The sequence below is a fragment of the Paraburkholderia saeva genome (assembly GCF_907164555.1).
Taxonomy (GTDB): domain Bacteria; phylum Pseudomonadota; class Gammaproteobacteria; order Burkholderiales; family Burkholderiaceae; genus Paraburkholderia; species Paraburkholderia saeva.
In genome coordinates, this window is the sequence record NZ_CAJQZC010000007.1 from 272,993 (window position 1) to 286,473 (window position 13,481).

The 13,481-nt window shown below is 62.2% G+C and carries 12 protein-coding genes; 4 read left to right on the top strand and 8 right to left on the bottom strand.

All coding sequences use genetic code 11. From position 1 onward, the window contains the following. The first annotated feature begins 55 nt into the window (after positions 1–55). Positions 56–1,873 (top strand): glutamine--fructose-6-phosphate transaminase (isomerizing), encoded by a 1,818-nt coding sequence (gene glmS, locus LPA36_RS19810; RefSeq protein WP_228880348.1) that lies wholly within the window; start codon positions 56–58, stop codon positions 1,871–1,873. An 87-nt stretch (positions 1,874–1,960) separates the two neighbouring features. Here glmS and LPA36_RS19815 read toward each other — a convergent pair whose 3' ends face one another. After that, on the bottom strand, positions 1,961–3,208 hold the full coding sequence (locus tag LPA36_RS19815) for an MFS transporter (protein ID WP_228880353.1): 1,248 nt from the start codon (positions 3,206–3,208) through the stop codon (positions 1,961–1,963). A gap of 467 nt (positions 3,209–3,675) precedes the next feature. Here LPA36_RS19815 and LPA36_RS19820 point away from each other — a divergent pair, with 467 nt between their 5' ends. Both LPA36_RS19820 and LPA36_RS19825 read left to right on the top strand, forming a co-directional pair. Beyond that, complete coding sequence (locus LPA36_RS19820) at positions 3,676–3,903, top strand: DUF2964 family protein (protein ID WP_228880355.1); 228 nt, start codon at positions 3,676–3,678, stop codon at positions 3,901–3,903. Between the two features lie 364 nt (positions 3,904–4,267). Continuing rightward, positions 4,268–4,525: a DUF4148 domain-containing protein gene (locus LPA36_RS19825; RefSeq protein ID WP_228880358.1), complete on the top strand. Its 258-nt coding sequence runs from the start codon at positions 4,268–4,270 to the stop codon at positions 4,523–4,525. Positions 4,526–4,620: 95 nt separating this feature from the next. Here the strand turns inward: LPA36_RS19825 and LPA36_RS19830 are convergent, their stop codons facing one another. The 6 genes from LPA36_RS19830 to LPA36_RS19855 form a co-directional block, all read right to left on the bottom strand. Then, a complete protein-coding gene (locus tag LPA36_RS19830) occupies positions 4,621–5,439 on the bottom strand; it encodes a winged helix-turn-helix domain-containing protein (protein WP_228880361.1) in 819 nt (272 codons plus the stop codon). A gap of 42 nt (positions 5,440–5,481) precedes the next feature. Beyond that, positions 5,482–7,266 carry a tetratricopeptide repeat protein gene (locus tag LPA36_RS19835; RefSeq protein ID WP_228880364.1) on the bottom strand — a complete coding sequence of 595 codons (1,785 nt, stop codon included), beginning with the start codon at positions 7,264–7,266 and terminating at the stop codon, positions 5,482–5,484. Positions 7,267–7,551: 285 nt separating this feature from the next. Next, on the bottom strand, positions 7,552–7,917 hold the full coding sequence (gene copC / locus LPA36_RS19840) for a copper homeostasis periplasmic binding protein CopC (RefSeq protein WP_228880366.1): 366 nt from the start codon (positions 7,915–7,917) through the stop codon (positions 7,552–7,554). Beyond that, positions 7,914–8,837: a hypothetical protein gene (locus LPA36_RS19845; RefSeq protein WP_228880369.1), complete on the bottom strand. Its 924-nt coding sequence runs from the start codon at positions 8,835–8,837 to the stop codon at positions 7,914–7,916. Before LPA36_RS19845 ends, copC begins: the two co-directional genes overlap by 4 nt. A 105-nt stretch (positions 8,838–8,942) precedes the next feature. Then, positions 8,943–9,344, bottom strand: coding sequence for a DUF2946 domain-containing protein (locus LPA36_RS19850; RefSeq protein WP_228880372.1), 402 nt, complete (start codon positions 9,342–9,344; stop codon positions 8,943–8,945). A gap of 135 nt (positions 9,345–9,479) precedes the next feature. Beyond that, positions 9,480–11,003 carry a DUF1254 domain-containing protein gene (locus LPA36_RS19855; RefSeq protein ID WP_228880374.1) on the bottom strand — a complete coding sequence of 508 codons (1,524 nt, stop codon included), beginning with the start codon at positions 11,001–11,003 and terminating at the stop codon, positions 9,480–9,482. A 242-nt stretch (positions 11,004–11,245) separates the two neighbouring features. On the opposite strand from LPA36_RS19855, the gene LPA36_RS19860 reads away from it, so the two are divergent. Next, on the top strand, positions 11,246–11,974 hold the full coding sequence (locus LPA36_RS19860; RefSeq protein WP_228880485.1) for a DUF2242 domain-containing protein: 729 nt from the start codon (positions 11,246–11,248) through the stop codon (positions 11,972–11,974). A gap of 72 nt (positions 11,975–12,046) precedes the next feature. Here LPA36_RS19860 and LPA36_RS19865 read toward each other — a convergent pair whose 3' ends face one another. Next, a complete protein-coding gene (locus tag LPA36_RS19865) occupies positions 12,047–13,354 on the bottom strand; it encodes an NYN domain-containing protein (protein ID WP_228880377.1) in 1,308 nt (435 codons plus the stop codon). Positions 13,355–13,481: the final 127 nt, after the last annotated feature.

Here is a 13,481-nt window from a genome sequence, read left to right on the forward strand (position 1 = left end):
AGCGCCGCGCAGGTATGCAGCGCGGTACCCACTCCCTGCAAAGGAACTGATATTTATGTGCGGCATTGTCGGCGCAGTTGCGCAACGTAACATCGTCCCGGTTCTCATCGAAGGACTGCGACGCCTCGAATATCGCGGCTACGATTCCTGCGGCGTGGCCGTGCTTGCTGGCGGCGAGCCGCATCGCGCACGCAGCGTGGCGCGCGTCGCCGATCTCGACGAACAGGTGCGCGAGACGCATCTCGAAGGCGTCACGGGTATCGCGCACACGCGCTGGGCGACGCATGGCGCGCCCGTCACGAACAACGCGCATCCGATCTTTTCGCGCAACGCGCTTGCGCTCGTGCACAACGGGATCATCGAAAACTACGAATCGCTGCGTGAAACGCTGCGCGGCAAGGGCTACGAGTTCGTCTCGCAGACCGACACCGAAGTGATCGCGCATCTGATTCACAGCCTCTATCGCGGCGATCTGTTCGCGGCCGTGCGCGAGGCCGTGCAGCAACTGCACGGCGCGTATGCGATCGCAGTGGAACACAAGGACCAGCCGAACACGGTGGTCGGCGCGCGTCAGGGTTCGCCGCTTGTGGTCGGTCTCGGCGAGGGCGAAAACTTCCTCGCCTCCGACGCGCTCGCGCTGGCGGGCAGCACGGAGCGTTTCATCTTCCTCGAAGAAGGTGATGTGTGTGAGCTCACGCTGGAGCGCGTGCGCGTTGCGGATCGCGACGGCAACGACGTGCAGCGCGAAGTGCGCACCGTTGCGGCGTATGGCGGTGCGGTCGAGCTCGGCCCCTATCGTCACTTCATGCAGAAGGAAATCTTCGAGCAGCCGCGCGCGATCAGCGACACGATTCCGCAGGCCGATTCGTTCGATGCGTCGCTCTTTGGCGACGCGGCGGCCAAAGCGTTCGGCGAGATCGACAATCTGCTGATTCTTGCGTGCGGCACGAGCTACTATTCGGGGCTGACGGCGAAATACTGGCTCGAATCGATCGCGAAGATTCCGACGCAGGTCGAGATCGCAAGCGAATATCGCTATCGCGATTCGGTGCCGAATCCAAAGTCGCTGGTGGTGGTGATCTCGCAGTCAGGCGAGACGGCCGACACGCTCGCCGCGCTCAAACATGCACAGTCGCTGGGCCACAAGCACACGCTTTCGGTGTGCAATGTCGGCACGAGCGCGATGGTGCGCCTCACCGAACTGTCGTTCCTGACGCATGCCGGGCGCGAGATTGGCGTCGCATCGACGAAGGCGTTCACCACGCAGCTCGTCGCGCTGTTCGTGCTGGCCGCGACGCTCGGGAAGCTGCGCGGGCATGTCGATGCTTCGCTTGAGGCGGACTACGTGCGCCAGCTGCGCCATCTGCCGGCGGCGCTCAATAGCGTGCTCGCGCTGGAACCGCAGATCATCGCGTGGTCGGAAGATTTCTCGCGCAAGGAAAACGCGCTGTTCCTGGGGCGTGGCCTGCATTACCCGATCGCGCTGGAAGGCGCGCTGAAGCTCAAGGAAATCTCGTACATCCACGCGGAAGCGTATCCGGCGGGTGAACTCAAGCACGGGCCGCTCGCGCTCGTGACGGAAGCGATGCCCGTCGTGACAGTCGCACCGAACGATGCACTGCTGGAGAAGCTGAAGTCGAACATGCAGGAAGTGCGGGCGCGCGGCGGCGAACTGTATGTGTTCGCCGACTCGGACACGCGGATTGTCAGCGAAGAGGGGCTGCATGTGATCCGCATGCCGGAGCACTACGGCCTGCTGTCGCCGATCCTGCACGTCGTGCCGCTGCAGTTGCTGGCGTATCACACGGCCTGCTCGCGCGGCACGGATGTAGACAAGCCTAGAAATCTCGCTAAATCTGTGACTGTTGAGTGATCGGGTGGGGTGCGGACGCACTCCACTGACCGTCAATCACGCTTTGCAGGACATCCCGATCCTGCAAAGCGCATCTACCACTCCCTCTTAATCCGGACTCACCCGGCACGCGACGGCTTCCGCTTCGCGCGTCTTTTCCTGCGCACCGAAACTGGCCAGCGCGGCAAGTCCGAGCAGCGCGAGGCCGCTGCCGAACAGGAAGTCGGCCTGGATGCCGATATGGTCGACGATCAACCCGCCGGCCAGCGAACCGGTTGCGATCGCCACCTGAATGATGCCGACGAAGAGTGCCGAGCCCGCTTCCGGTGCATCTGGCGTCGCACGTTGAATCCAGACGCTGAAACACAGGGGGAGTGCGCCGAACGCGACGCCCCACGTCATCACGATGGCGGCAACGCCAAACGATGAGTGCGCCAGCAAAGGCAGCGACAGCAGCGCGAACATCAAAAGCGAGATCATCGCGGCTACCGATGTCTTCAGATTGCGACCCACCGTCGATGAAATCGCGAAGTTCGAGAAAAACCCGATAATCCCGAAGCCAAGCAGCAGCCATGTGATGGTTGCCATCGAGAGGTTTGCGTTTCGCAGCAGGAACGGCGTGATGTACGTATAGGACGAAAAGTGCGCACCAAACGCGAGCGCCACCATCAGCATGCTGCGGCGCGGATGCGGCTGGCGCATCAGGCCGACCAGATCCTTCATGCGCAGTGCAGTCGTCGAGGGCAGGGAGGGCACGAGGAAGAACTGCGCAACCAACGCAATTGCGACGAGCACGCCCGTCGCCATGAACGACGCGCGCCATGACGCGAAGCTCGCGATGAAGGTGCCGAGCGGCACGCCGATCACCGTTGCACACGTCACGCCGGTCAGGATCGTCGCCATGGCGCGAGCGGAATCGCGGGGTGCGACGAGGCGTCCGGAGGCCGCTGTTGCGAGCGTCCAGAAGCCGCCGAGCGACGCGCCCAGCAACGCACGCCCCAGCAGCATGACCAGGAAATCCGGTGCGAACGCGGAGATCAGGTTCGACGCAAGCAGCAGGGTTGTCAGCAGCAGGAATACGCGACGGCGGTCCATGGTTCCGGCCACGAGCATGAGCCCGGGCGCGGAAATGGCGGCGATGATGCCGGGCACGGTCACCATGAGGCCCGCGGTTCCAGGCAGCACGCCCAGGTCTTTCGCGACATGCGGCAATAGCCCGACGGGCAGGAACTCGGTTGTCACGAACGCAAACGCGCCGATTGCAACAGCGATCACGGCAAGCCATGAACGCAGCGACGACGCATTACCGTTTTCCGGCGAGGCACTGCCAGCCGGCAGATTTTCTTCCACTAACATGATTTTGTTTGCAGGTTACTAAACAGCGATCTGGATTGGGCCAGCCGCGCTGGCTAATCGCGGCCGAAATACTGGATCTGAAACAGAATGCGGGTGGAAATCGCCCGTATTGGCGGAAGACACCATAGCATCGTATTTAAACGCTCGCAGGCGCCTCAAAATAATCGCACTCGCGGGTAAGGTTATTGGCGCGCCTGGAATCGTATCTAGCGTGCAGACACGTATTTTCAACGTCGTATATGAACGTGGAACTCGCGCGCTAACGACGCTAAAGAATCGCAAGCAGAGGCGGATGTCCGTTGAATTGCCGTGCCGCAACCCTTGGGTATTGAAAGCCAGGCCATCGGCGGGAACAATGCGTTGCGCGACCCTATAATGGGGCGAGATGCCGCCGCACCTGTATGCGGACGCGCGATCAACGTCAACCGCCGCTTTCGTCGCAGCCCGCGATCGGGCAAGGGCCATTCATGAAATTCAGCCGCTGGAGAGAAGGTGCAGGTCCGGAGCGCCGCAAGCTGATCTGGACAAAGCTTCGCGTGCTGCTTGCGGCAATCGGCACGCTGACCGCTGTCGCGGGCATTGCCGTCTCGGTAAACGGCCTGCTCGAATTCAACAAGGTCAAGGTCGCAGTCGGCGTCGCGATTATCGTCGTATCGACGGTTCTTTATATCGCCATGCTCTCCGGTTCCGACTAGCGCCACCTGGCGTTTCATGTCGCCGGCCGCAGTGAGTTGCCCGGCCGCCATGAACTCGAACGCGGACCTGCCAGAAGCACCTGTCAACACGAATGCGGCAATACCTGTTGCAGGCGTCGCCCTGTCCGCGCGAAATGCCGCGGTAAGGGACTCACTCTGTCGTCAAACGATCGATTGACGAATTAAGGATTTCTTCATGCTCCGTCCATGGGCGCAATCGTGATCCGAAGGCACTATTCGATCACGGGGTTCGGCATAACAACACCATTTCGATACTTACGAATCGCGCCGGGGACATCGCCTGTTGGGTTCGCCTTCGTTGGCATCGTGATCGATGCATTGTTCAATATCGGGAGTACGGGAAATGAAAGCACTTCGAATGGTAATGGTCGGAATCGTCGCGCTCGCATGCGCAACCGCATACGCGGACGACTCGACGATGCAGGCGCAAGTTGCGCAACAGGATGCGGCGGCGACTTCAGTCGGCGGCACGAATTCGACGCGTAGCGAGATGGGTTCGCCACAAGGAAAAAGCCGTGACCAGGTCTACCAGGAGCTCGTCCAGGCGCAACACAATGGTCAGATAGCGCGCTTGCAGGAACTCTACAAAGGCGGCAACTGAACGTCAGTGCTCCAATGTGTTCCCGTCATGGTCCGACGCCATCGGGAACACCAGGTTGCCCGCAAGGGTCTGCGTTCAATAACCGATCTCTTGCCCTACATTGCGAAATCGTCCTGTCGAATGATAGCGTTGGAACCCTGGGTTTGTGCGCAATTCGCGGAGGCGCGTGCAAGCGTCGGCGTGACGTCCGCCGCGATTGCCGTGCCGACTTCTTTCTGGATATCGAGTACGCCGCGCGCGACCGGCTCGTATGCGCGACGCCAGATCTGCACCTGATCGGCGCAGCGGATCGACTGCGCCAGTATCCGTAGCCGTTCGCCCTCGCGTGTCAGTGAACCCTCGAGTACGTAGCTGACTGCCAGCTCTCGACCGATTTCACCGACGCTCTTTTCTGTGCGCCGGTAACGCGCTGCCGTCGTTCTCGCGATGACCATCACATGTTCGGGCTGCACCGTGCCAAGCATCGCCGATGTTTCATCCGCGAGTGCGTCACAGAAACTGTCTTGAGCGCCGTCGTCCGTGATGTTGGTGAAGGGCAGCACCAGCACACGAACGGCAGGTGAACGACGGGCGGTGGCTTCTTCGAGAGAAACCGGCGATATGCCGTCGAGGCGATAGCCCTTGCCCTTGACTGTTTTTACATACTGCGGACAGCCGGAATTGTCGCCGAGCGCGATACGGATTTTTCGCACCGCCGTGTTGATGCCGTTCTCAGTGTCGCGGAAGACGTTTCCACCCCACAAGGACCTGACAATCTCTTCACGCCCGATGAGCCTTCCGCCACGGGATGCGAGCAGGATGAGCAAGTCCATCGGCAGACGTTCGAGCCGGATTTCGTGTCCGGCGCGGCGCAGCGCATAGCGATCCACGTCGAGCTCGAAGTCGGCAAATCTGAAAAGCCCGTACATGTTCATGTTTCTCCCGCGCGGCGAGTTTTGCGTCCAGTGAGCCATGCGTCAGCGAGCGGATGCAGGTGCAAACGCATCACGCGTGCTGACGTCTGCGATGCGTGCGCTTTCCTGACCGCGCTGCGCCGCAATTCTGCGAATCCCGCCGACCGCACGCTGGACTTCCGGCTTCGCGGCTGGCGTTGCGTTTTCCGTCGCGTCGACGTAACGGTCGCCCGTACCATACGACTTCGGCATGCGGACGCTACCCGGCAGTACGAGTTCCGGATCGCTGCACATCCGCGCCTGTTTCGCCGTGCCCGGCATGGCCGCCTGTTTGAGCGCAGGATCGCGAAGCGTCACGGGCCGAAGCGGGGCATCGCTGCAACCCCACGCTTCGAGAAGCGACGGCGCCATGCCCGTCTGACACTGGCGGCGCGTTTTCGTAATGCGCTCGCTGACGCCGACATAGGTGTCGTCGTGCAACGCGGCCAGCCGCTGATACGCGCGGGCGGCCGTTTCGATGTTCAGTGCAACGGCGATCCGGTAGTCGTGGCGCGCATCGTTTTCCATGCGTTCGAGCGAACCAGGATGCAGGTCCATCGAGTAGACCTCCGACGATGAAACCGGCAGCCGCAACGCGTCACCGCGATTGACCCATGCTTCCTGGTACCCCGGGCTCTGTTTGATCGCCGTATCCAGTTCCGCGAGCGCCGCTGCGCGGTAGCCGCCGGGCGGTATCGCGTCGTCGCTGCCTTTGCTGAACTTGCCGCCGCCCTGCGCCAGTGCGAGGTACGCGCGGGCCAGCGCGTTGTGCGCGGGCGCGTAGTCGAATTTGCTGTCGACTGCCTTGCCCAGGACCTCGGCGGCCTGTTGATAGCAACCCAGATCGCTCAGCGCAACGCCCCAGTTGTAGTACGCCCACGACCGGGCCCCTTTCCACTTCCAGTCGCGCCTGCCTTCGTCGACGATGCGGCGCGCGTAGCGGATCGTGCCGTCGAACCGGTGATCGTAAGTTTCAATTTTCGACAACGCGAGCAGCGCCCACTCCGCGTTTTTCTCGTGGGCAGATCGGTTTTCCGCACTGCCGCCGGCCGCGAGACTTTCGAACAGTTCGCGCATTGGCCTGAAGTCGCACGCGTACTGTCCGCCGAGGCAACGGTCCTGTTCAACCGCCGTCAGATATTCGGCATGAAGCAGCGGGCTTTGATGTTTCAGGATCGCGATCCCGGCCTGCTTGAGCGCGTTGCTGAGTGCGGCCTCTGTGCTCGGCGTGTCGGGTTTTGGCGTGGCGCGATGCTTCGTGCGCTCGGTGCGTGCCGGGCGCGGTGCGCTTTCCTGCACACCCGGATCGTTCAGCGGGACGATATGACCATCCGGATCGCGCAGCGTGAGGACCAGCGTGAACTTGTCGGGCGTCCCGATCACGCTGCCGTAAACCGATGAATCCCGCTGCAACAGTGACCTCAGGAACTCGATCACGGGACGCACGGAAAGCCCGGTGCCGGGCACGGTGAAATCGGGCAGCTTGAACTCGGTCAGCACCTGTTCGGTGTCCGTCGCGGGCGTGACGCCTTTGGCCTTTTCGCGCAGATCGCTGATCGTGTCGACCAGCATGTGCTGCAGCATCACGTCGGTGTAGCCGCGATCCTTGAACGCGTCGGAGATCTGGATCGGTTCGACGATCGTCATCGGATCGAGCAGGCTGCCCATCCATCTGATCGCGTAAGGGGTGATGAAGTACACGCTCGTCGCGACGATCAGACCGACCGCCACCGTGTACAGGACCCGCGACCAGACAAAGCGGGCGAACGACAGCAGCCAGCTTCCGGGGGGACTTTCAAAGAAGGCCATGATGAATCTCCTCATGCGCCGACTTGAACCTGAAACGGGACCTGCGCGATGCGGAGGTCGTTGGGAAAGGCGCGACACCGTTAAGGCATCGTTCGTGCCAGCGGACGCGAGGCGTTGATGCGTAAGGCGCGAGGAGAAAACGGCGGTCGTGCGAATCCCGGAATGGTCGGAGGATTCACAACGGTTTGATCAGACCAGTTGGTTCGCGCCCACCACCCGTCAATGCGGCTCCCGCCGCACGATGGCGCGCGGCGGGACATACTGGTTAAACGAATCGGGCGTGGGTTATTTAACGGTGAATGTGTAGTGACCCTGCGTGCGGTGGCCGTCGCTCGCGACCGCCACCCACGCGACCGTGTACACACCGGGCGTCACGCTCGCGAGCACCACTTTCATGTGTTTCGGGTCGGTGGTATCGACGGCTGCCTTGCCGTCCGTGACCGCCTTGCCGGCGCTGTCTGTGACGGTGATCGAGCTGAACGCGGGTTCGAGCGCCTCGCTGAATTCGATCGACACCTCGTGCGGTGCGCCGTCGACGGTCGCGCCGGCAGCAGGCGTCTGGAGTTTGGGAAACGCGTGCGCGTGGGCGAACTGCGCGAACGCGAGCGTGAGGGCGGCAAGCGTGCCGCGCGCGAAGAGAGTCGTTTTCATGGATAGATCAGAGGTTTGCCAACGGAGTTCGGAAAGATGTCGTCGAGATAAAGATGGGCTTGCAGCAGTACGCCCGTGTGTCGTCCGGATGCCCGGTTCACGGGAATCTGCGCTTCGACGCCGAGTTGTCCCCAGCTGTTGAGCCAGATGAAGCCGGGATTCACGGTGCCCGTCGTATGACCGGAGCACGGACCTGCGGTACACGTATTCATCGGCAGTTCGACGACTGGAATCAGGTTATTGAACGGCGCCCCCAGCCCGATATTTTTCACCTGCGTCTGCAGGTATGGAATGCTGTACTGGAACGTCAAACCCCAGTCGAGCGAGTTTGGCGCCGCAGCGTTCGTCGTGAGATTGGGCGCGATTTCGCCGGTGATCGCAAGCGGGCGCAGATAGCTGAGACTCGTGGGCAAATCGCCGAAGCCCTTGCCGAAGAACACCGCCGGGGAAATCGTCGAGAACGAATCGCTGACCGCTTTTGCGCCCGTTCCGCCAAAGCTCGCGTTCACGCCCACCGACACCATGAACTCGTGCGGCGCGTTCACGTACGCGAGGTACTTCAGTCCCGCTTCCAGGTTGTCGAAGCCTTTCGCGGTGCCGTCAGGGCCGTACTGGTTGATGTAGCCGCTTCCAATGCTGAACGCCAGATTCGACGTGATCAGCTTGTCCCATTCGAACGAGACGGTGTTGATGTTGACGTTGTCGCCATCATCGTTGGGCGCCTTGATGTGACCGTACTGGAAGTCGACTTCGTCGCCGACGCCCGGATCGTCGACGGCCATGGTCGCAGGAAACACGCGGTCGCCGGCGATGGCGTGCGCGCTGGCCGCCGCGGGGCAAAGTAGCGCGCAGGCAAGCGCGACAGGTACGGCTGAAGGCACGCGCGCCCGCCGGGCGGTGCGTGATACAGGAATGTGCATGAGTTCATCCTCGATGGCGGTTCGTGGCAGCGCCGTCGCTGCGTTCCATGCGAACGCGCGGTGACGCAGCGATGCAATCGATGCATCGCCAGTCGCTTGCTCGAATCAGGATGAAAACGGTGGGGCGCGCGGCTGCGCCGAAGTGAGCGGCGCAATGCGGCGCAAGCTTTCGAAACGCGTGACGCTTCGATGCTGGAACACCCAGACGGTGCCGGCGAAAGCGACCTCGGCGCTGGGCAGCGCGGGCGCATGCGCGAAGAGATTGCAGTAGCCGCACGCCTGCAGATGCGACAGCGTGGTCGGGTGGGAAGCAGGTGATCCGGGAGAACGCGGCGTGGGGGCGGCGGTTGCGTCGGTCGTGCCGTCGGCGGAACAGTAGACGGAGAGCAGCGCGTCCACGCGGCCGTTGCGCTGAAGCGCCTGCGAAACAGTCGGCGCAAGCGTCGCCATCAGGATTGCGAGCAATCCGAGGATACTGCCGATCTTCCGCAGACGACGATGCAGCATGGTTGACCGGAATCGCGCGTGAATGTCGGCGAATTATGCCACTGCGCGCAAGCGCTGGCTGATTTGCCGCGCGGTCATCCGCGCGCGGCGGATGACCACGACGGCCGCGTCAGCGGACCGTCTGACGCGGCATCGTCAAGACGCCTGCCGGATGTCTTCGAGTTTCCAGCCCTTGTCGAACCACGGCGCGAGCGGGCCGTACAGCCGGAAAATCGTGAACCAGCTCTTGCCCGGAATGGTTTGAATCCAGTTGCTTTCCTTGCCCGCCGGCGCTTTCGGTCCGAAAAACAGATCGACGGAGCCGTCCGCGTTTTTCAGGAGACCCTTTTCGCTGGAGAGGCTTGGGAACTGCTGGTCGGTCTGCAGCATCGAGCGCGTCTGCGGGTCGTACAGTACGACCGACCAGAAGTCCTTCACCGGCACGTTGGGCGGAACGTGCAATGTGTAGTTTTTCGCGCCGTCGAACGGTTTGCCTGACGCGTCGTAATTTGCCGCGGCGTACTGTGAGCCGATGCCCGGCATCGCGATCGCCATCGCAGGCGTATCGACGGTCGCGGCGTAGAAGAACATCGTGCGTGCGTCGAAATTGCGTGCGCCGTCGTTCAGCCACTGATAGCTGCCGCCGATGAACGGCGTGGTCCAGTGACGATCCGGATAGATCAGCGCGGCCTTGTCGCGGTTCGCGAAATCGATCGCGCGTGCGGTTGCGTTACCGACCGCGACGGCATCCGTGAGGATCTTCGTCATGCGTTCATCGGGTGCGAACGGTTTGCCTTTCACCATGCCGATCGACGCGAAAAGCCCTGTCATGTCAGGACCGTAGGCACCGGCGGGCTCTTCCTGCACGATCTCGTTCAACTCTTCGTAGAACTTGATCGTGTTCGCGTGCACCGTGTTCATGACCTTGCCGGACATGTCGACGAATGTGGTCGCGGGCGGCGAGCCTGCCTGCGCAAGCGGATACACACGCAGGTGCGCCTTGAGGCTCGCGACACCGGGTTTCGGGTCGCCGTTCTTCATGAACGCGCGGCCGAACAGCAGGTTGCCGAACGTCGGCGACTTCACGATGATGTAGCCGCTCTTTGGCAGCGCGCCGGTATAGCCCGGCGGCACGAACAGGTACTTGCCGCCTTTGCCCTTGTCCGGGCCGGCGTTGCCGAGGTCGGTGACGTAGCGGAACCAGAAGTCGTCGACGACGCCGAGGATGTTTGGCGGCGTTTCGACGACCACTGGCCCGTTCTTCAGATCCATCCAGTTCCAGAAGTAGACCGTTTCGGTATTCGCAGTCAGGAAGAGCGACTTCGAATCCATCAGCGATTCGAAAATGCCGATGGTGCTGCCGGTTGCGCCCGCTTCGCGCAGGGCCGTGCGGATCGCGACGAGCGATGCGCCCGGCACACCGTTCAGGAACACTTCGACGCCGCGCGAGAAGTCGAGATTGTCGTACACTTTCTGCGCCGTTTCGGGCGTCGGAATACCGTCGAAGAATTTGAGCTGACCGATGCGTGTGTCGACGGTGTCGGGCGTCGTGATTTCAGGTGGGATTGGTGTGGCCATCTTCAACGCGGCCGGAGCGGCCTGTGCGGGCACCAGCGCCGACGCGCACATTGCGGCAAGGAAACAGGCAACACTTCGCTTGATCGTCATCTTCTTGTTCACGAAACCTCCACACGGTGAAATTCCGGCAGGCCGGAATGGTAAGGGCAGATGTTGCTGGCACTATTATTACCCGCCCATGCCGGCTACGTGTCCCAAAAAGCCCGGCAAGCGGCGCAGGTCGCGCTTCTCCGCGGTGGCGCCGCGCTTTGTAACGAACGGTTTCCGTATGTTTTCCTTCCCGCGTGACAGGCGCTCTACAATGCATGCCATTCGACGTCGCGTCGCTCCGGTTTCTTTCGACCATGCCTCAAGTCCTTGCCCGAACCACCTTCACCACGCTTGTGCTCGTCGCGCTCGCTTCGCTTGCCGGCTGCTCGACCACGCCGCAGCCCAAATTCCAGCAGGAACTGTTCGATACAGGCGTAAGCCCGTACGCGCGCAACTTCAACGCGAGCACCACGGATACCTGTGAAGCGGCCCGTCGCGCGTTGCTCAGTCAGGGTTACATGACGACCATGACGCGCAGCGACACGATTGACGGCACCAAGAATTTCCAGCCGAGCGGCGATTCGCACGTCGTGGTGGAATTTCACGTCGTCTGCACGCCGGGTGAATCGGCGAGCGACACGAGCATCGCGTATGTGAACGCGGTGCAGAATGGTTTCGCGCTGAAGAAGAGCGATACGTCGGCCAGTGTGGGCCTGAGCGTGCTCGGTTCGCTGTCGCTGCCGATTCGCTCGAACAGCGACGCGATGGTGAAGATTTCGAGTGAGACGATCCCGTCGGGCAAGTTCTACGACCGCTTCTTCGCGCTCGTCGATCATTATCTGCAGACGGTCGTGCGCACGTCGCCGGTAGTGCCGGACACGGTTGTCACCCGCGAAATTGCGCCAGACGCCGCAGTTGATGTGGCCGCGCGGGCAGCCGCGCAGGCCGTGACGCAGACGGCCGCGCAGACAACCGGTGAAGCAGCCGCGCCTGCGCCGGCAAGCGACAGCCTCGCGCCGCTCCTGCAGTCGCTGACGCCTTGATGCGCTGAAGCGGCCAGAGGCTGCGGGACGCGCCGGTCGATCCGGCGCGCTTCTACCAGGCCTGCTTTGCCGCTATTCAGTCGCCGCAGCCGCCTTGCGCGGACGACGTGCCCGCGGTGCAGTTTTGCGAGCGGTTTTCTTTGCTTTCAGCGCGCGTTCTTCACCCTGTGCGGCCTGGGCAATCTGCGCTTCCGGCGCAGGCGATGGCTGATCCGCTGTGTTGTCGCTGGAGGCGGACGTTTCCGCGACATCGACCGCTTTGGCTTTCTTCGATGCCGTCTTCCGGCTTCCGCGCCCCTTGCGTCGCGCGGTGGCTGGCTCTGCCGGCGCTTCTTCATCCGCCGCGAATTCAGTCACTGCCGGCACGTACGGCGCATCTGACGGTTCGTGGACTTCGTGCATGTCCGGCGTGGTGAACAGATCCTGCGCGACGGGCAACTCCAGGCCGGTGGTCGCGGCCACCGCGGGTTCCTGCGCGCCCTTCCTGCGCACACCCCGTTTCGATCTGCTTTCACGCTGCTGCGACTGCTGCTGCGCAGGCTCGCTGCGCACCGTGCCACCATTGCCGCCGCGAAACACGAACGTGCCTGATTTTTCGTCGCGGCCGACTTCGAACAGACCACGCGTCTGCGCTTCTTCGAGCAGATTGCCGAACGCACGAAACCCGTAGTACGACTCGCTGAAATCCGGCTTGCGACGCTTGATCGCGTCCTTCAACGCCGATGCCCATACCTTGCCGCTATCGCCGCGCTCGGTCACGAGCGCATCGAACGTCTGCACGGCGATCTCAATCGCTTCGCTGCGACGCGATTCGAGATCGTCGCGGCGGCGCTTCTCTTCATCGGGCGAGCGTTTCGGCGCCGGCTGCGTTTCCTTCACGCGCTTCGCGGCGGCGCGCTGGCTTTCGCGGGCGAGGTCGTCGTAGAAAATGAATTCGTCGCAATTCGCGATCAGCAGATCGGAAGTCGACTGCTTCACGCCGACGCCGATGACCTGCTTCGCGTTTTCGCGCAGTTTCGAAACCAGCGGCGAGAAGTCCGAGTCGCCGCTGATGATCACGAACGTATTGACGTGCGATTTCGTATAGCAGAGGTCGAGCGCATCGACGACGAGCCGGATGTCAGCCGAGTTCTTGCCTGACTGGCGCACGTGCGGAATCTCGATCAGTTCGAAGTTCGCTTCGTGCATGGCGGCCTTGAAACCCTTGTACCGCTCCCAGTCGCAATACGCTTTCTTGACGACGATGCTGCCCTTTAGCAGCAGACGTTCGAGCACAAGCTTGATGTCGAACTTCTCGAACTTTGCGTCGCGCACGCCAAGCGCGACGTTCTCGAAGTCGCAAAAGAGCGCCATGCTGGGCGTGTCACTGGATGATGTCATGTGGGTGTTCTCCCTTGGTTCGGGCGAGTGCAGGAATAACCCGCAGCATAACGGTCTTTTGCGCGCGCGCCTGGCAGATTGATTCCGGTCGGTGCGCGGACCGGCTTCTCGTTGAGACTGAACCGGG